We start from the raw sequence: 17,474 nt of genomic DNA on the forward strand, positions 1-17,474 counted from the left end.
AACGGAATGGGTGGCCGGGCACAGCCCGAGTGGACGATGGTTCCGGCCGGTCGGGGCGGAACCATCGTCGTCAGTCGTCGGGACTATCCGGCCGCCAGCTCACCATCCGAGGAGAACACCAGACCGACACTGATCGCGCCGGTCGTCAACGCCGTCTTCGTCTGCGGCCCGCCCGCGTCCAGCGAGCTGAACTCGCCGGCCCGGAAGTCGTAGACCTCGACCAGACCCTGCTGGCACTTGGGACGCTGCGGACACTCCGGTGGCCCGCCCAAAATGGTGGCCGCACCGGAGCACTTCTCGGCCAGGTCGGAAAGGGTCCGCACCCCGTACTCCTCGGCGAACTCGCTGGTCACCGCGAACGCGTTCTGGTTCTGGGCGGCGGACGGCGTACCGAAGGTGAGACCGACCTGCTCACCGACCCGACGCAGCCCGGTCATCGTCTCGTCCAGGTCGGAGGAGGAGATCGCCGGCGCGTTCTCACCGGAGACCTTGTTGTTGAGGAAGTCCGCCAGCGTCGCCGCGTACTCCGGCACCACCTGGATCTCACCGGACTCCAGCGCTGGCTCGTAGAGCTCGCGGTTGCCGATCTGCTGCACGGTGACCTGGTAGCCGGCGGCGGTCAACACGATCCGGTACAGCTCGCCGAGGATCTGGCTCTCGCTGAAGTTGGCCGCGCCGACCACCAGCTCGCCGCCGGGCCCGGCGGCGATCCCGTCGGTCAGTCCGGTCGAGGCGGCGAACTCCTCGGCGGCCACCGCCGGCGTCTTGCGGTCGACGTCGACCGCACGGTTGAGGTCGATCAGCTGCTCGGTGTCCAACGCCGCGGAAACCTTGTCCAGGGCCGCGATCACCTCCGGCTGCGCCGCCTCGGCGTTGACCGCCGGCACGATGTTGTCAGTGTTCTGCAGCGCCTGGTCGTCCTCCAGCACCACCAACTGGTCACCGGCGACCGGGGCGCAACCCGCGCCGGTCGCCCCGGCAGCAGGCGCCTCGGTGCCGGACGATCCGGCGTCGCCGCAGCCGGCGAGGATCCCCGCCGCGGCGAGGGCGCCTGCGGCGCCGAGGGCGATTCGTGTCCGCGCGCGCATGATGGCCCGCCTTCCGTGTCCCGGCGCGGCCCTTCGGGCCGGCCGCGTGTCCGACGGGCGAACGGAGATGACATCCGGCCCGTGTCTCTACCGAACATCCTCGCAGCCGGGTCCGACAACCGGTGAAGATCGGTTGTCACCGGATCGTCATCCACGCCGCCGACCACAGCGCCACCCGGCCGGCGGTGCCCGGTCTCGGTCTCAGGCCGTGCCGACCGCGCTCGCCCGCTGATCGGCCCGCTGGCCCGAGCGACGCAGCGGCGTCGGGGTGACCAACCGCTCCAGCGCCGCCGACACGCCCTCCGTCGCCATCGCCAGCGACGCGACCAACAGACCCCCGGCGAGGATCTGGCCGCCGCCGACCGAGATGCCGAGTCCGAACCCGGCGCTGATGATCTGACCCAACCCACCGCCGTTGACGAAGGCCGCCAGGGCCGCGGTAGCCACCACCTGCACCGCCGCCGTACGGAAACCAGCGGCCAGGTACGGCACGGCGAGCGGCAGCTCCACCTGCCGCAGCACCTGCCAGCCGGACAGGCCCATCCCCCGCGCCGCCTCGCCCACCTCCGGATCCACCTGACGAATCCCGGTGTACGCGTTGGCCAGCAGCGGCGGCACCGCGAAGACCGCCAACGCCAGGATCACCGGCGGTTTGCCGAAGCCGAGGAAGGTCAGCGGCAGGATCGACAGCAACGCGATCGTCGGCACCGCCAGGGTCAGGTTCGACAGCAGGACCACCGGCGCTCCGCCGCGCCCGACGTGACCCAGCCAGAGGCCGAGCGGCCAGGCCACCAGGCAGCCGATCGCCACCGCCGCCGCCGAGATGACCAGGTGTTCGCCGAGCCGGTCCAGCACCCCGCCCGGATTCGTCCAGTTGAGCGGATCGTTGAGCCAGACCATCGCTTGTTCGACCGGATTGGCCACGAGGGTGCGCGGGCTCGCGACGTACCTGCCGCTCATGGCGTGGCCCGCCGCGTCGCCCAGGGGGTCAACAGCCGGCCTATCGCGGCCAGCGCCAGATCCAGCGACAACGCCAGACCGACGCTGAGCAGCGTACCGGTGAGAATCTGGGCCTTGTAGAAGTTGTTGCGAAAGCCGCTGAAGATCAGGTCGCCGAGCCCGCCGTACCCGATCAACGAACCGATCGTCACCAGCGCCACCGTCGAGACGGTGGCCAACCGCAGACCGGTCATGATCCCGGGCAGCGCCAGCGGCAGTTCGATCCGGATCAGCCGACCGAACCGGCCGTAGCCCATCCCGTCGGCTGCCTCGATGGTCGCCGCCGGCACCTGGCTCAGCCCGGCCAGCGAGTTGCGGGTCACCAGCAGCAGCGCGTAGAGAATCAACGCGATCAGCACCGACGCCGGGTTGGTGGCCCCGACGTACGGGGCGAGAAACGCCAGCAGGGCCAGCGACGGGATGGTGTACAGCACCCCGGTGACCGCCAGGATCGTCGCGGTCAGCGGCCGGGACCAGTACGCCACCACCGCCAGCGGCACCGCTATCACCGCCGCGATCAGCACCGCCTGTACGGTCAGAGTGACGTGTTCCCGCAGTGCGGCCAGGATGGCGTCGGAGTTGTCCCGCACGTACTGCCCGGAGAACCACGGGTTGCCCGGATCGGCGCGGCCGGCGAGCAGGTGGAGGGACACAGGTGGACGGTACCCTGCGGAACGCCGGTGGCGCTGCGGCGATCACCCTGACCGGGATCGGCAAACGGTTCCCCGACGGCACCCAGGCCGTACACGACCTGTCGCTGGAGATCCCCGCCGGGGAACTGGTGGTGCTGATCGGCCCGTCGGGTTGCGGCAAATCCACCCTGCTCCGCATGATCAACAGGCTGATCGAGCCGACCAGCGGCCGGATCCTGCTCGGCGACGAGGACGTCACCGGAGTGGACCCGGTGCGCCTGCGTCGCCGGATCGGCTACGTGATCCAGCACGTCGGCCTCTTCCCGCACCAGACGATCCGCGCCAACGTCGGGACGGTGCCCCGGCTGCTGGGCTGGCCCCGCGACCGGATCCGTCGACGCGCCGACGAACTGCTCGACCTCGTCGGTCTCGACCCGGGCCGGTACGCCACCCGCTACCCACACGAACTGTCCGGCGGACAACGTCAGCGGGTGGGGGTGGCTCGGGCACTGGCAGCCGACCCGGTCCTGCTGCTGATGGACGAGCCGTTCTCGGCGGTCGACCCGATCGCCCGTGGCCGGCTGCAGGAGGAGTTCCTCCGGCTGCAGGCCGAAGTCCGCAAGACGATCGTGCTGGTCACCCACGACCTGGACGAAGCGGTCCGGCTCGGCGACCGGATCGCCGTGCTGTCCCAGGGCGGGCGGCTGGAGCAGTACGACACGCCGACGGCGGTGCTCGGTGCCCCCGCCTCCGCCTTCGTCGAGGAGTTCGTCGGAGCCGATCGGGCGATCCGCCAGTTGGTGGTCACCCCGATCGTCCGGGAGATGCTCACCCCGTCGGACCCCACGTCAGGTGCGGTCGACCTGCCCGAGCTGATGCTCGGCGCATCGCTCTACGACGCCCTGGCTCACCTGCTGGTCACCGGAGCCGACCAGGTCAGAGTGATCGACGAGACTGGTCGGCTGGCCGGTCTGCTCGGCCGGCACCGAATCCTCGGTGCCGGCCGAGCAGACCCGACAGGCAGTTGACCAGCCCCGTCAGCGTCGGCCGGGAACTGGCGCGTCAGCGTCGGCCGCGCCAGCCACCCAGGGCCGCGATCCCCACGATCCAGCCGGCGAAGAAGCCGTACCCGGCACCGGAACCAGCTGCCTGGAAGGCGGACAGCAGCGACGGATTCGTCTGGATCAACGCGGTGAGCAACGCGGCGAAGGCGCCGGCGAAGATGAACGAGGCCCAGCCAGCGAAGAACTGGCTGAGGGTGCCCCGGGCCCGGGCCAACTGTGAGCCGGGCAGCAGGAACAGGAACAGCGCGGTGAGGGCCACCACGAGGATGGCCCGCAGGTCCGCAGCGATCAGGTCCTGGATCGAGGCGTCCGAGTCGAACCGCCAAGACGGCCAGGCCAGTACGCGCAGGAACCAGCCGCCGGCGGTGTCCGGGTCGGTGTTGGCTTCGGCCCAGTCCGCGTACCAGGGACTTCCGAAGATCAGTACGAGCAGGAACGCGGCGAGGGTGCCCGCTCCGGTTGCTGACTTGTATCGATTGGTGAGAGCCATGCCGCCGGTAATTCCCAGCCTCGGCCAACCGGCAAACCTAGCCGACGACGGCAGCACCCTGCAAACAACCTACCGTGATGTCGTCGGCGGAATCGGCGCACCGCCGGCCGGCGGCATCCCGGCGTCAGGACGACACCAAGGCCTTCAATCCTGGTGCGGGTGCTTCAGCAGATAGTCGATGAAGGCGGCCCGCAGCAGCGGCTCGGACTCGCCGTACTCGTGGCCGGTGAACTCCCGCCACAAGGCGACGGCGTCGTCGATGGTCGGACCGATCGAATTGGGTGAGCCGTCCAGTTCGTTGGCGTCGTCGGCGCGAGACAACCGCTGCATGATCGACCAGAAGAAGCCGAGGTCCTTACGCTCGCGCGCCACGTCGAACGACCGCTCCCGCAACTCCTCGGTGGAGAGCCGGTCCAGCTCGTCGAAGGTGGGCAGCGTACGGTCCGGGGCAGGCGACTCGGTCATGCCGCGAGCCTAACCCGAACGGGCGCGAGTCGGCGGCGGCGGGTGCCGGCGAGGAGCCGGTTCAGCGCCCGTTCGTGCCCCAGCCGTCATTGGTGTCCCAACGGTCGCGGGTGTCGGTCGGCTGCGCCGGCAAGGTCGACGACCACGATTCCTGGACGGGACGACCCGAGTTCCAGGCGGTGGTCGTGGACCGCGACTCGTCCTGCTCACCATGCTCGCCCTGCCACTGCCCGTCGTCGGCCGGGTCGTCGTCGAACTCGTCCATCCGGGCTGGCACGGGGCGGCCGTACGTCTCGATCAGCCGGGTCACCGCCAGCCCGACCGCCACAGTGACCGCCGCGGTGGCGTACAGCGCGATGTCCAGGTCACGCAGTTCGGCGTACCGGATGAAGATCGTCAGCCCGGCCACCGCGAACAGGATGCCGAAGATCCCACCGCGCCGACCGAACACGCTGGTGCCCCCGAGCAGGGCCGCGCCGAGCGCGAGAGCACTCCATTCGAGGCCGACCGACGGGTCGACCGGCCCGCTGCCCAGCGCCGCGAGCAGCACCCCGCCGAACGCCGCGAAGACCATCGAGACGACGATCGCGCCGCTGGTCAGCACCGCCGCGAGCGCTCCCCGTCGGTCCGCCGGGTCGGCGACGGGACGGAACCGGCCGACCGTCCGCCGGATGGTCTTGATGGTGCCGAAAGCGCCGCCGAGCAGGGCAAGCACAGCGAACCCACCGAACAGGTAGAAGGCGTGCGTGGTCGGGTCGTACCCGCCCTGCACGTCGACCGGTCCGGACCGCTGCTGGATGAAGACGACGGCCACGCAGGCGGCGACCAGGCTGCCCGCCCACCCGGGCACCTGCAAGCCGGTGACCAGTACCGCCGTCAGCACACCGAGCAACACCGCCCAGATGCCCACCGTGATGAGCACGGGGATCACCCCGTTGTCGCCGTTCTCGGCGAAGTGCAGAGCGGCGGCCACGGCGACCGGCCCCAGCGCCAGATTGGGTGCCCCGGTCCGCAGGGTGACCCCGGCACCGAGGACCAGCAGGCCGAGGCCCGCGCCGTAGGCCAGCAGCGTGTCCAGCGACGGGCTGTCGAGCACCGCCGGATCCGCACGGTAGAGCAGGTAGCCGACGCCGCCGACCACGAGCAGCAGGACCAACTCCCAGATCAGGTGTACGGTGAGCCGGTCCCGACCGCGTTCGCCGTGGCGCGGGTCGTCGAACACGTCGTCCAGCCCTTGCGACGGCCGCCGACGACGGCTCCGACGAGGGGTCCGCTCCGACGGCGTGAACTCCGCCGTGGTGAAGGATGCCGTGGTGAAGGATCCGGCCTGGTGGCCGGCGGTCGATCGAAGATCGGAGTCGGGGTGGTACGCCGGGTCGCCGTACCCGATGTCCCCGCCCGGGCCCGGGCGGGCGGCATCGGCGCCGTCCACGGTCCGCCGCCGATAGGGCGAGTCGTCGTACGCCATATCGCGTCTCCTCTGGTCGTTACGCCGACCAGTGACGCCTCTCGCGGTGGCACGTGGAGCCGGACCGGTCGGTGGCACCGTACCCGCGTACCGGCCCGGTCGTCACCCCCCGTGTCGGGAGCGGCCGATCCGCCGCCCCGGTGACCCGGTCAGCGGGCCGGGTCGTCCGACGGATCGGCGTCCTCCGGTCGCTCCGGCACCCGGCAGGAACGCTCCAGCCACAGGGCCGCCGCGACCAGCGCGATCGATGCGACCAGCCCGCTGCTCGCGGCCGGTAGGTCGTTGGTGGCGGCCCGGGTCTGTTGGATGAACAGCCACAGCACCAGTCCCGCGTAGAAACCGGCGAAGATCGCCCCGGCGAGTGCCGAGGCCTTGGCCAGCACGACGAAGCGCGCCACCAGCAGCGGCTGGACGGGGTCGTGGCCCGGCTGACGGTCGATCCGCGCCTTGGTGTTGATGGCCGCATACCCTTCGAAGACAGCCAATGCCGCCAATGTCACTGAGGGTAGCCAGGGAAAGACCGGCATCCGTACGTAGTAGTTGCTGATCAGCAGCCAGGCGAGGGCCGCCGAGGCGAGCGCGGCCACCACGAGGGTGGACAGCTTCGTGGTCGCCATCCGGGGCTCGTCCGGCTCGCGGCCCCGTGGGCTGACCCCCGGCGTGGTCACGGTCGGGCCCGTACGGTCGTGATGATCGACGAAGGTACGTTCACTGTGCCGACTCTAGCGGCAGATCCGGTCGCGGGCGCAGATCGCACAGGTCGGCGGCGACCGGTTCGCGGGACAGCAGATCGGTCAGCCAGCCGTGTCCGGGCAGTCGACCGTACGGTTGGATGTCGATCCACGGACGCAGCACGAAGGCGCGCAGGTGGGCCCGGGGGTGCGGCAGGATGAGGTCCGGCTCGTCGCTGTACACCGGTGTGCCGTCGTCGGCCCAGACCGCGACGACGTCGACGTCGAGGCTACGCGGACCGTACGGCCGGTCCGGATCGCGCACCCGGCCGGCGGCCTGTTCGAGGGCCCGGCAGCGGTCCAGCCAGTCGTGGGCGGTGGCCTGCGGGTCGGCGGCGAGCAGGACGGCGTTGAGATAGTCGGGTTGCCCGGGATCGCCCCAGGGCGGTGTCTCGTAGACGCCGGAGACCACCAGCGCGACGTCGTCGAGTTCACGGACCGCCGCGCGCAGCCGCGCGTGGCGGTCGCCGAGATTGCTGCCCAGGGCGAGTACGGCCTGACTCACGTACGGCTCCGGGTGAGCGTGACGGACACGTCGGTGAAGTCGTGCGGGATCGGTGCCTGCGGCTTGTGGACGGTGACGCGGGCCGTCCAGACCCGGTCGTCGGCCAGGCAGGCGGTGGCGATCCGGTCGGCCAGGGTCTCGATCAGGTTCACCGGTGGGCCTTCGACGATCTCGACGATCCGGCCGGCCAACTCGCCGTAGTGCACGGTTCGTTCGACCTGGTCGGTGACGGCGGCCGGAGCCAGGTCCAGCTCCAGCGTCACGTCGACGACGAAGTCCTGGCCGGTGGCGCGTTCGGCCGGGTAGACACCGTGCCGGCCGAACGCCCGCAGGCCGGTCAGCTGAATCTGGTCGCTCGCCGAGGTGATCGGATCGCTCGTCGGCTGGCTCTGGTCGGTCAACGGTGTCCTCCGTCGCTCTCGGCGGGCCCGACCCGGGGACTGCCGCTGGCCTGCCAGACAGCCAGCGCGTCGACGGTGTCCCGCACGTCGTGCACCCGTACCCCCCATGCGCCGGCCGCGACGGCGAGCACACTGGTCGCGATGGTGGCCGCGGCCCGTTGATCGACCGGGCGCGGCGTGCCGGCCGCATCGGTGAGCAGCCGGCCCAGGTAGGACTTGCGGCTGGCGGCGAAGAGCACCGGGTAGCCGAGGCTGATCAGATCGGACAGGTTGGCGGTGAGTCGCCAGTTGTGTTCGGGTCGTTTGGCGAAGCCGATGCCCGGGTCAACGATGATCTTGTCGGCGGCTACTCCGGCGGCGAGCGCGTCGTCGACCCGGGCGGCCAGCTCGGTGCGGACCTCGCCGACGACGTCGTGGTAGTGGGCCAGGTCCTGCATCCGGTCGGAGTGGCCGCGCCAGTGCATCAAGATCCAGGGGCAGCCGGCCGCCGCGACCACCGTACGCATGAGTGGGTCGGCAAGTCCGCCGGAGACGTCGTTCACCACCGAGGCGCCAGCGGCCAACGCGGCGTCGGCGACCGCCGACCGCGTGGTGTCGATGCTCATCGGCACACCGGCGGCGGCCAATGCCCGGACGACCGGCAGCACCCGCGCGGATTCGGTTTCGGCGTCGACGCGCACCGCGCCGGGTCGGGTGGACTCGCCGCCGACGTCGATCAGGTCGGCGCCTTCCTGGTACAGGCGTACCCCGTGCTCGACGGCGGCGTCGAGGTCGGCGTAGCGGCCACCATCGGAGAAGGAGTCGGGGGTGACGTTGAGCACGCCCATCACGACTGGCCGGGTCCCCCGCAGCAGTTCCGTCACGACTAGACCGTACCGACGGGTGGCGTCGGCGGTCCGGGCGAGGCCGGTCGGACCGCCCCGCGGTGGGCCGGCGGCGGGTCCACGGCTGGGTACTCTCGAACCAGACAACGGCCCCACCGGGGCGCCGCCGGTCAGGTTCCAGGCAGCTTGTACCAGACAGGGGTGGCCCGTACGCTTTGCATTTGCGGGCGGGCAGTGAGGCCGAAGGTCGAAGAGAAGGGCCGAAGTTGGACATTAAGCCCATAAAACGTCACCTTACGCGGTGACAGGCAGACGCAGGGTCAACTTCGCGGCGTGACCCGACCGTCCGCGAAGCGCGACCACTGACGTGCCCCGGCCAGGCCGGCCGCACACCGGGGAGGTTCCCAATGATCGACATAGCGCTCGTCGAAACAGCCCGCGACGCGATGGCGTCCGTCATCGACGCGGCGGCCGTACTGGCCGCGCCAGCGGGCGAGCCCGAGCCGGACACCCCGACCGGTTTCAACACCGAGGGCGTCGTCTCCTTTCTCGCCAGCAAGGTCGCACCGATCCTGCTCGCCGTGCTCGGCGTGATCTTCATCGGACGAGCCAGCAAGGGCGAGATCTCCAAAGTGCTGACCAGCTCCGCGATCGCGATCGTGGGTTTGGCGTTCATCGCCGGAGCAGCGACGCTCTTCTTCGTCGGCGATTATCTGATCAATCTGATGTTCGAATAGAGCGCGGGGCACGAGATGCGGCTGCGTACCGACGACGACATCTACCGGGCTCGCCTGGTCTACCTCGGCCCGCCCGGCTACACGTTGCCGATCCACCTGCCGTATGCGCAGTACGGGGTTTTCATCCTGTTGGTCCCGTTCTACATGTTCGTGCACTGGCTCTTCACCTTCAACGTGGAGCTCTTCCCCGCCTGGGAGATCGCGCTGGCGATCGTCACGACGTCGTTCATCTTCCGGTACGTGGATCCGGACCGGCCAGCGCGAATGGTCGTCCGGACCGCCCTCACCGACTGGCGCCGCACCCGGGAGCCCGCTACCGAACAGCGGGATCCGCGCCTCGTCGCCAGCCACATCAGGATCCGGGAGGAGCTGGCATGACCCGCACCCCGATCGCCCGGCCGGGAGCCCACGGGACCGGCGGCACCACCGCCGCGCGCCCACACCCCGGCGACCACCGCGACGGCCGCTCCGGCGAGGCGATGGCATGAGCCGATCATTCCCGCCGGGCTCCGCTCGCCCGGCCGGTCAACCGGGCGGCAACAGCGGTAACGTTAAGCAACCGATCGACTACCATTCCTCCGAGCCGGAGGACGAGTCGGCGGCCGAGGCCGAGCTGGTGACCAGCCCTCGCCACGGTGCGGTCGCCGTGTTCCAAGCACCGCAAAACGCCCGCGCCGCCCGCACCGCGCCGACCCCGCAGCCCACCACCGGGGCAGGACCGGTCCCCGGGCCACGATCGGGTCGTACCAACGATCCGACCGACATCGACTCGCCTTTCCTCGACCTGTTCGCCGGAACCAACCCAGGTGGTACGGCGTCCCGCGCCCCACGGGCCGTCGGCGGACCACCCACCCGGGCCGCCATCCGCCCGCCGGAACCCAGCCCGCGCGAGGTCAGCACACCCGAGGCCAGCGCGCGCGAAGCCAGCGCGTCCGAACCGCCACCGGTTCGGCCTGCGCCGCCCTCGCCCCCACGCCAGGCCGGACCGGTGCCCGACCCGGCCGCCGGCAACGGCAACGGCAACGGCAACGGCAACGGCAACGGCAACGGCAACGGGGCAGTGTCGTCCAATTTCCCCGCCGCCTCCCGTCAGCGACCGGACGGCGCACCGCCCGGACCACGGGTCGGCCACTCGATGCCTCATCCTGCGACTGACCTGACCACGCGGCCCGGCACCCGACCCGTCACCAGCGCCGATTCCGGTGCCCCGGCATCCGGGCCGCCACTCGCCGCTTCACCGGCTTCCGGCTTCCCGGCATCCGGTGTCTCCGCACACCGAGACGGCAGTGACCTGGCGGAGCCGGCGTTCCCGTCACCCGCCGAACGGTTTCCGGCCGACGCCGCAGCACCACCCGCACAGCGCCCACCCGCGCAACACGAATCCGCGCAGCACGAATCCGAGCAGCACCCACCCGCCGAACGCGCCGAACGCGCCATGCGGCGGACCGCACCGCCGCAGCGCACCGAGAACGCCGCCGACATCACCGGACATCCGACGCAGACCGCCGCCGCCCACCCGGCGGGACCGACGCTCGCCGGCGAACACCCGGGCGGACCTGCTCCGGCGGCATACCCGGTCGACCCGGCCACCCCGGCTCCGGCGCCCACCCGGCCCGCCGTACGGCCACTGTCGACCCCACCGGGGATCGACCGCTTCGACCACCCCGAGTACCTCGACCGCCCGGCACCGGCCGCCGCCCGGACGACCGCCGACCTGCCTCCGCAGGACCGGGCGGGTACCGACCCGGCGCCACCAGCCAGAGACCGGGACAAGCGGGCGGCCAAGGCCCGGGAGACGTCGTCGGTCACGATCCGGGACAAGCGGGCGAGTCGGCGGGCCAGGGCCGAGGCCGGCAAGCCGATCAAACCCGCGCCGATCAAAGCCCCGAAGGTCAAGTTCACCGACCGGGACCCGGCGGCGGAGCTGGCCATCACCGAGATCGCCGGCCACCTGACGTTCACCCCCAACACCGTCACCGCCTGGTACTGGCTACCGGAAGTGCGCTGGGCGTTCCGGCCGGACGCCGAGCGGGAGGTGCTGCTGTCGGCCATCTCCGAGCAGTACGCCGGGCTCTCCGGCTTCCGCCTGCATCTGCGCCGCACCACCCGGCCGTTCCCGGCCGACGAATGGGCCCGCACGATCGACTCGCTCACCGGCAGCCCGCTGCCCCAGGTGCCCGGTGCCGCCTCCTGGTCGGACCATCTGGTCGCCGCCCAGCGGCACCTGATGTCGGTCAACCACGCCGAAGGACAGACCTACCTGGGCATCACCTTCGCCCGCCGGTCCCTGGGCGACTCCCTGACCGAACGCGTACTGCGGGTCTTCGGCCGAGGCGTGGCCGAAAGCGAACGCCGCCGGCTCGGTCGGATGGTCGAACAGTTCGACGAGGTGCTGGGCGCCTTCGGGATGCGCGGCCGGCGGGTCACCGCCGGAGAACTCGAATGGCTGCTCTACCGCTCGGTCGCGCTCTGCATGGCCCCGCCGACCATGCTTTCGCCGGTCCGCGACGGCAACTGGGACCGTGGTGACCTGCTCGCCCTCACCGAACAGATCGAGCGCTACCGCACCCCGTACGGCTCCACGCTGAAGCTGGTCAACCGGATGACCGGCGAGGAACGCCACGTCGCCGTACTGGCGGTCGGCCGGATGGAGCCACTGGAGATCCCCGAACGGCACGAGCCGTGGATGCACTTCCACGAACGCCTGCCCTGGCCGATGGAACTCTCCTCCCGGGTCGACCTGCTCGGCTCGACCGACTCGTTCCGTAATCTCGAACACCGGCTGCGGATGATCCGCTCCCAGCAGCTCGACTACGCCGAACACGGCATCGACGCCCCACCCGAGCTGGAGCGGCTGGCCAAACGGGCGCTGCACATCGGCGACGAGATGACCACCGGGCTGCCGGTCGAATCGGCCCGCGCCCACGGGTGGCACCGAGTCGCGGTCGGTGGGCGTACCCGCGAGGAATGCCTCGAACGGGCCCGGCGGCTGATCCAGCTCTACTCCCGGGAGATGCGCATCTCCCTGCAGCACCCCAAGAACCAGGACTGGCTGGCCCGGGAGTTCATCCCGGGTGAGCCGGTGGCCAACACCGGCTACATCCGACGGATGCCGGTCAAGTTGCTGGCCGCCGCGCTGCCCCAGGCGGCCTCGACCGTCGGCGACCGGCGCGGCGACCTGATCGGACGGACCGCCGGCACCTGCCGCCGGCCGGTCTTCCTCGACCTGCACTTTCCGATGGAGGTCCGGGAACGATCAGGGCTCGCGGTCTTCGTCGCCGAACCCGGCGGTGGCAAGTCGACGCTGCTCGGCGCGCTCGGCTACCTGGCGGCCCGCCGGGGTGTGCAGGTCACTCTGCTCGACCCGTCCGGTCCGCTGGCCCGGCTGTGCGCGATGCCGGAGCTGCGGCCGTACTCGCGGGTGTTGAACCTGACCGGTTCGGAACAGGGCACGCTGGCGCCGTACTCGCTGATTCCGACCCCGATCCGGACCGAGTTCGCGGCCGGCACGGCCGGCGACCGGGAGTACGAGATCGCCGTCTCCAACTCCCGCGCCGAACGCCGGATGCTGGTCCAGGACATCTGCATGATGCTGGTGCCGCCGCAGGTCGCCCGGGAGTCGTCGACCGCGACGCTGCTGCGACACGCGGTCCGGCAGGTGCCCGCCGAGGAGACGTCCACCCTCGACGACGTGGTGGCCTGCCTCAACGGGCTCGACGACGACGGTCGGGAACTGGCGAACCTGCTGCTCGACACCGCCGAGATGCCGCTGGCGCTGCTGTTCTTCGGCTCGCCGGAGCCAGGCCTGCTCGGCGCGGACGCCGCGCTGACCGTGATCACCATGGCCGGGCTGCGGCTGCCCGACCTGAAGATCGAACGAGAGTACTGGTCGGCCGAGGAGGCGCTCGCGCTGCCGATGCTGCACACCGCGCACCGGCTGGCGGTACGGCGCTGCTACGGCGGCTCCATGGGGTCACGCAAACTGGTCGGCCTGGACGAGGCGCACTTCATGGAGGGCTGGCGGTCCGGCCGGTCGTTCCTGGTCCGGCTGGCCCGCGACTCCCGGAAGTGGAACCTGGCCGCGCTGGTCTCGTCGCAGAACCCGAAGGACATCCTCGGCCTGGACGTGCAGAACCTGGTCTCCACCGTCTTCGTCGGCCGGATCGCCGAGGACCAGGAGATCGCCGCCGAGGCGCTGCGGCTGCTGCGGGTGCCGGTCGACGACGGTTACGAAGCGACGCTCGCCTCGTTGTCCAGCGTGGACAGCTCATCGGCGAGTCGGCTCGGCTTCCGGGAGTTCATCATGCGCGACGTCGACGGACGGGTGCAGAAGGTACGGGTGGACGTCTCCTACGTCGACGGCCTGCTCGACCATCTGGACACCACGCCGGGAACACCCCAGGCGGCCCCGGCCGGTCTGCCGTCCGCGCTGAGCGACCTGGAGGTGTGACATGGCAAGGACCGCGAACCGGTGCGCCGCACTCGTACTCGCCGTCCTGGTCACCGCCGTGGCGAGCATCTCCTGGCCGATGCTGGCCGCCGCCCCGGCCCAGGCCGCGCCGATCGGGCCGCTGCCGGCACAGGCGGCGAACGATCTCTGCTCGGTCGAGGCCTGGCAGGCCGACTTCCGGTCCTGCCTGGATCGGTTGCAGGGGGTCAGCGCGGCCCGCGCGCAGTGCCTGAAGCCACCCGCGCCCAGCGCCCCCGACTCCGGCTTCGGCGGCTGGTTCGCCACCCAGCCGGAACAGGTCGACGGCCCGATCGGGCTGTACACCACCTACGGGTACGCCGGCTACCGGTTTCCGACCTACGACCTGGACGGCGGCTGCGCGTCCGGGGTGGTCAACGCCGACGTCAGCGCGTTCAACGGCGTCGCCAACTTCGAGATGATGGTCGCCACCGCGATCATCGGCGCGTCCAACGCGATCCGGGAGCGGGCCTGGGATCCCGGCACCATGTACGCCTGGGCCGATCCGCTGGTGGAGCAGGCCACCACCGCCATCTACGAAGAGGTGTTCACCGTCTTCGGCCTGATCACGATCTGTGTGGTCGGGCTCTACCTGATCTGGCGGTCCCGTCAGTCGGACATGAGCAACATGATCACCACGGCCGGCTGGGCGGTCCTGATCATGGTGGTGGTGACGGCGATCGCCGCCTGGCCGGTCCGCTCGGCGAACCTCGCCGACGGCGCGCTGACCAGCACCCTGGGCGTGGTCCACGAGGCGGTCGGTCCCCGGGCCGTCGAGCTTCCGGCGGAGGACTGCCTCGACGAGGACGAAGAGCAGTGTGCCGACCAGCGCCCGCCGGCGGTACGGGCCAGCGACACCATCACGTCGTCGATGCTGTACCGCAACTGGCTACGCGGGGTGCTCGGATCGGCAGACAGCCCCACCGCGCAGAAGTACGGCTACGCCCTCTACGACGCCCAGGCGTTCAGCTGGTTCGAGATCGAGACCATTCGGGCCGACCCGGAGCGGCGCGAGGCGATCATCGCGCAGAAGAACCGGCAGTGGATGGTGGTCGCCGAGCAGATCCGCACCGAGGACCCGGAAGCCTACGAGCACCTGCAGGGCGTCCGGGACATGGACCGGGTCGGCACCGGACTGATCGCGATCTTCGCGGCGGTCATGTTCGCGATGTTCGACCTCGCCGCCTCGCTGCTGGTGCTGCTCGGCTTCCTGCTGTTCCGGTGGGTCGTGGTGGCCGCGCCGATCCTCGGCACCATCGGCCTGCTCCGCCCGGCCGGCGCCGGGATGCGCCGGCTCGGCAACGCGGTCGTCGCCGCGATCTTCAACATCGCGATCTTCGGCACCGGCGCCGCCGTCTACCTCTTCGCCGTCGACCTGATCATGAGTACGCCGACCCTGCCCGGCTGGCTGCAGGTGGTGCTGATCTGGCTGTGCGGGATGGTGGGCTGGCTGCTGCTGCGCCCGTACCGCCGGATCACCGACCTGGGCGGCGGCTCGGATCGCAGCGGCGGCAACTCCTGGCACATCCGCTACTTCCGGGGGAGCCGGGAGACCCGTGAGAGCCGCGAGCCCGAACAGGTCGTGGTGAAGTCCAAGGATCGGCAGGGCGTCACGGTGACCTCGCAGTCCACGGTGCGTCCCGAAGCCCGGCTGGAGGACCCGAGCAGCGACCGGCCGCGCACCGAGGAGACGACGACCGCGCCGGCTCGGGAACGCCCGGACGGGCGCGAGTCGGGCACCGACCCGGCCCCCGAACCGGCGACGACCCGGCCGGCGAGTCGCCCGCGCCGGTCGCCGACCTGGACCCCACCCGACGTGCCGGCGGAGGAACAGCAGTACGCCGTCTACCGCCCGGACAGCGCCCGCAAGCGGGACGAGGCACCGGCGCCCCGGATCCGGTCCGAGGCACGGTGACGTCACATGAAAGCGATCATCGCCTTCGCCGTCCGGTTCCTCTTCCGGTCCCGGCTCGGGTTCGCGGTCCTGCTGCTGGTCGTGGTGGTCAGCGTGGTCGGGGTCGGACAGGTGGCCGGGCAGGTCGGCGGCACCACTGGAACGGTTCTGGGTGACCCCGCGCCGGGACCGGCGCTGACCGTCGACCCGACCGAGGGTGACGACGGCATCCAGTCGCTGCGGCCGGAGCCCGAGCCGGTCACCGCCGCCGACGCGGACCGGCCGGAGGCGGTCGCGTTGGCGTTCGCCACCGCCTGGATCGACCGCTCTCTCGACCCGGACCGGTGGCACGCCGGGCTGCGCCCGTACATGACCGACGACCTGGCGGACAAGCTGACCGGGGTCGATCCGGTCGTGGTGCCCGCCGAACGGCTGACCGGCGAACCGGCGCTGATTCCCTACGCGACGAACCTGGTCGAGGTGGTGATCGAGGTGGACTCCGGCAAGCTACGGTTGCGACTCAGCGGCCCGGACGGGCACTGGCTGGTCGACGGCGTCGACTGGGAGCGAGGTTGACCGCCCCGCCGCCGAGCGTCCGGTCCCGCGCCGCCCGGCACGTCGCCCTCACCTTGGCCCTGACCGCGACCCTGGTGCTGCTCTGCTGCACCGGTGGGATCGGCGCGGTCCTGTTCACCGACGACGAGCCGGACCAGTCGGCGTTGTTCCGCGCCTTCGGCTGTGGTCGGGAGGGTCCGGTCCGGGCCGACGACATCGACTTCCGGATCGGCCCGTACGGTCCGGAGCAGCTTGGCAACGCGGCCGTCATCATCAACGTCGGCGCCGAGATGTCCGTCTCGCCCCGGGGCTGGGTGATCGCGGTCGCCACCGCGATGCAGGAGTCCACCCTGCGCAACCTCGGCCATCTCGGTTCCCGCAACGACCACGACTCGGTCGGGCTGTTCCAGCAGCGTCCCAGCCAGGGCTGGGGTACGCCGGAACAACTCCAGGACCCGGCGTACTCGTCGCGGAAGTTCTACGACAAGCTGCTCACCGTCGACGGCTGGGAGACGATGACGCTCACCGCGGCCGCGCAACGGGTGCAGGTCAGCGCCTTCCCGGACGCGTACGCCAAGCACGAGCCGCTGGCGACCAGGATCGTCAACGTCCTCACCGACGGGGCGGCCCGGGCGGTCGTCGGCCCGGACGGGCTGCGGTGCGCCGGCGACGGCGAGATCGCCGCCTCCGGGTGGACCCGGCCGGTACCGGGCAACGTCGGCTCCGGCTTCCGGACCAACTCCCGACCCGGACATAACGGGGTGGACATCGCCCAGCCGAAGGGGGTGCTGATCCGGGCGGCGTCGGCGGGCCGGGTGATCGTCTCGCGGTGCGACCCCGACCAGTTCGGCAGGCTCGACTGCAACGTCGACGGCTCGCCCCGCAAGGGTGGCTGCGGCTGGTTCGTCGACATCCTGCACGCCGACCAGGTGATCACGAGATACTGTCACATGGTCAGCCGGCCGGACGTGGCCGAAGGCGACCAAGTCGACGCCGGGCAGGTCATCGGCAAGGTCGGCTCCAGCGGCAACTCGTCCGGCCCACACCTGCACTACGAGGTGCACGTGGGCGGCGACCGCAGCAGCCATGGAGCTGTCGACCCGGTGCCGTTCATGCGGGAACGCGGCGCACCGCTCGGTGAAAGCGGTTGACC

At 71.1% G+C, this 17,474-nt stretch carries 17 protein-coding genes; 7 read left to right on the forward strand and 10 right to left on the reverse strand.

The window, feature by feature from the left end; all coding sequences use genetic code 11:
• Positions 1–83: 83 nt before the first annotated feature.
• The 3 genes from O7632_RS30780 to O7632_RS30790 form a co-directional block, all read right to left on the reverse strand.
• The gene (locus O7632_RS30780; protein ID WP_278119438.1) at positions 84–1,088 is read right to left on the reverse strand and encodes a glycine betaine ABC transporter substrate-binding protein; all 1,005 of its coding nucleotides are present in this window, start codon (positions 1,086–1,088) and stop codon (positions 84–86) included.
• A 201-nt stretch (positions 1,089–1,289) separates the two neighbouring features.
• The gene (locus O7632_RS30785) at positions 1,290–2,048 is read right to left on the reverse strand and encodes an ABC transporter permease (RefSeq protein ID WP_278119440.1); all 759 of its coding nucleotides are present in this window, start codon (positions 2,046–2,048) and stop codon (positions 1,290–1,292) included.
• Entirely contained in the window at positions 2,045–2,740 is a 696-nt protein-coding gene (locus O7632_RS30790; protein ID WP_278119441.1) for an ABC transporter permease, read from the reverse strand. Before O7632_RS30790 ends, O7632_RS30785 begins: the two co-directional genes overlap by 4 nt.
• 2 nt (positions 2,741–2,742) lie before the next feature.
• On the opposite strand from O7632_RS30790, the gene O7632_RS30795 reads away from it, so the two are divergent.
• Positions 2,743–3,747, forward strand: coding sequence for an ATP-binding cassette domain-containing protein (locus tag O7632_RS30795; protein ID WP_278119443.1), 1,005 nt, complete (start codon positions 2,743–2,745; stop codon positions 3,745–3,747).
• A 34-nt stretch (positions 3,748–3,781) separates the two neighbouring features.
• Here the strand turns inward: O7632_RS30795 and O7632_RS30800 are convergent, their stop codons facing one another.
• The 7 genes from O7632_RS30800 to folP form a co-directional block, all read right to left on the reverse strand.
• Positions 3,782–4,273 carry a hypothetical protein gene (locus O7632_RS30800; RefSeq protein ID WP_278119445.1) on the reverse strand — a complete coding sequence of 164 codons (492 nt, stop codon included), beginning with the start codon at positions 4,271–4,273 and terminating at the stop codon, positions 3,782–3,784.
• Positions 4,274–4,417: 144 nt separating this feature from the next.
• Positions 4,418–4,738 carry a hypothetical protein gene (locus O7632_RS30805; protein WP_278119446.1) on the reverse strand — a complete coding sequence of 107 codons (321 nt, stop codon included), beginning with the start codon at positions 4,736–4,738 and terminating at the stop codon, positions 4,418–4,420.
• Positions 4,739–4,799: 61 nt separating this feature from the next.
• Entirely contained in the window at positions 4,800–6,206 is a 1,407-nt protein-coding gene (locus tag O7632_RS30810) for an ABC transporter permease (protein ID WP_278119447.1), read from the reverse strand.
• A gap of 149 nt (positions 6,207–6,355) precedes the next feature.
• Positions 6,356–6,823 (reverse strand): DUF3180 domain-containing protein, encoded by a 468-nt coding sequence (locus O7632_RS30815; RefSeq protein ID WP_278119448.1) that lies wholly within the window; start codon positions 6,821–6,823, stop codon positions 6,356–6,358.
• A gap of 91 nt (positions 6,824–6,914) precedes the next feature.
• On the reverse strand, positions 6,915–7,442 hold the full coding sequence (folK, locus tag O7632_RS30820) for a 2-amino-4-hydroxy-6-hydroxymethyldihydropteridine diphosphokinase (RefSeq protein WP_278119449.1): 528 nt from the start codon (positions 7,440–7,442) through the stop codon (positions 6,915–6,917).
• Positions 7,439–7,843 (reverse strand): dihydroneopterin aldolase, encoded by a 405-nt coding sequence (gene folB, locus O7632_RS30825; protein ID WP_278119450.1) that lies wholly within the window; start codon positions 7,841–7,843, stop codon positions 7,439–7,441. The genes folK and folB overlap by 4 nt, the downstream gene beginning before the upstream one ends.
• Positions 7,840–8,706: a dihydropteroate synthase gene (folP, locus tag O7632_RS30830; protein ID WP_278119452.1), complete on the reverse strand. Its 867-nt coding sequence runs from the start codon at positions 8,704–8,706 to the stop codon at positions 7,840–7,842. Before folP ends, folB begins: the two co-directional genes overlap by 4 nt.
• Positions 8,707–9,074: 368 nt before the next feature.
• Here folP and O7632_RS30835 point away from each other — a divergent pair, with 368 nt between their 5' ends.
• From O7632_RS30835 to O7632_RS30860, 6 genes are all read left to right on the forward strand, one after another.
• Positions 9,075–9,404: a hypothetical protein gene (locus O7632_RS30835; protein ID WP_278119454.1), complete on the forward strand. Its 330-nt coding sequence runs from the start codon at positions 9,075–9,077 to the stop codon at positions 9,402–9,404.
• A 15-nt stretch (positions 9,405–9,419) separates the two neighbouring features.
• Positions 9,420–9,782 carry a hypothetical protein gene (locus O7632_RS30840; protein ID WP_278119456.1) on the forward strand — a complete coding sequence of 121 codons (363 nt, stop codon included), beginning with the start codon at positions 9,420–9,422 and terminating at the stop codon, positions 9,780–9,782.
• Positions 9,783–9,888: 106 nt separating this feature from the next.
• Positions 9,889–13,854, forward strand: coding sequence for an ATP-binding protein (locus O7632_RS30845; RefSeq protein ID WP_278119458.1), 3,966 nt, complete (start codon positions 9,889–9,891; stop codon positions 13,852–13,854).
• A 1-nt stretch (position 13,855) separates the two neighbouring features.
• Entirely contained in the window at positions 13,856–15,787 is a 1,932-nt protein-coding gene (locus O7632_RS30850) for an MFS transporter (protein WP_278119460.1), read from the forward strand.
• 6 nt (positions 15,788–15,793) lie between these two features.
• Entirely contained in the window at positions 15,794–16,342 is a 549-nt protein-coding gene (locus O7632_RS30855) for a hypothetical protein (RefSeq protein ID WP_278119462.1), read from the forward strand.
• A gap of 53 nt (positions 16,343–16,395) precedes the next feature.
• Positions 16,396–17,472, forward strand: a complete 1,077-nt coding sequence (locus tag O7632_RS30860) for a M23 family metallopeptidase (RefSeq protein ID WP_278120536.1) — start codon at positions 16,396–16,398, stop codon at positions 17,470–17,472.
• The last annotated feature ends 2 nt before the right edge of the window (positions 17,473–17,474 follow it).

It is taken from the genome of Solwaraspora sp. WMMD406 (assembly GCF_029626025.1).
In the GTDB taxonomy this organism is placed as follows: domain Bacteria; phylum Actinomycetota; class Actinomycetes; order Mycobacteriales; family Micromonosporaceae; genus Micromonospora_E.

Excerpts from the sequence above, each read along its gene's own strand:
- O7632_RS30780 (WP_278119438.1), bottom strand. The coding sequence starts at position 1,088 with ATGCGCGCGCGGACACGAATCGCCCTCGGCGCCGCAGGCGCCCTCGCC.
- O7632_RS30785 (WP_278119440.1), bottom strand. The coding sequence starts at position 2,048 with ATGAGCGGCAGGTACGTCGCGAGCCCGCGCACCCTCGTGGCCAATCCG.
- O7632_RS30800 (WP_278119445.1), bottom strand. The coding sequence starts at position 4,273 with ATGGCTCTCACCAATCGATACAAGTCAGCAACCGGAGCGGGCACCCTC.
- O7632_RS30805 (WP_278119446.1), bottom strand. The coding sequence starts at position 4,738 with ATGACCGAGTCGCCTGCCCCGGACCGTACGCTGCCCACCTTCGACGAG.
- O7632_RS30810 (WP_278119447.1), bottom strand. The coding sequence starts at position 6,206 with ATGGCGTACGACGACTCGCCCTATCGGCGGCGGACCGTGGACGGCGCC.
- O7632_RS30815 (WP_278119448.1), bottom strand. The coding sequence starts at position 6,823 with ATGGCGACCACGAAGCTGTCCACCCTCGTGGTGGCCGCGCTCGCCTCG.
- O7632_RS30835 (WP_278119454.1), top strand. The coding sequence starts at position 9,075 with ATGATCGACATAGCGCTCGTCGAAACAGCCCGCGACGCGATGGCGTCC.
- O7632_RS30840 (WP_278119456.1), top strand. The coding sequence starts at position 9,420 with ATGCGGCTGCGTACCGACGACGACATCTACCGGGCTCGCCTGGTCTAC.
- O7632_RS30845 (WP_278119458.1), top strand. The coding sequence starts at position 9,889 with ATGAGCCGATCATTCCCGCCGGGCTCCGCTCGCCCGGCCGGTCAACCG.
- O7632_RS30850 (WP_278119460.1), top strand. The coding sequence starts at position 13,856 with ATGGCAAGGACCGCGAACCGGTGCGCCGCACTCGTACTCGCCGTCCTG.
- O7632_RS30855 (WP_278119462.1), top strand. The coding sequence starts at position 15,794 with ATGAAAGCGATCATCGCCTTCGCCGTCCGGTTCCTCTTCCGGTCCCGG.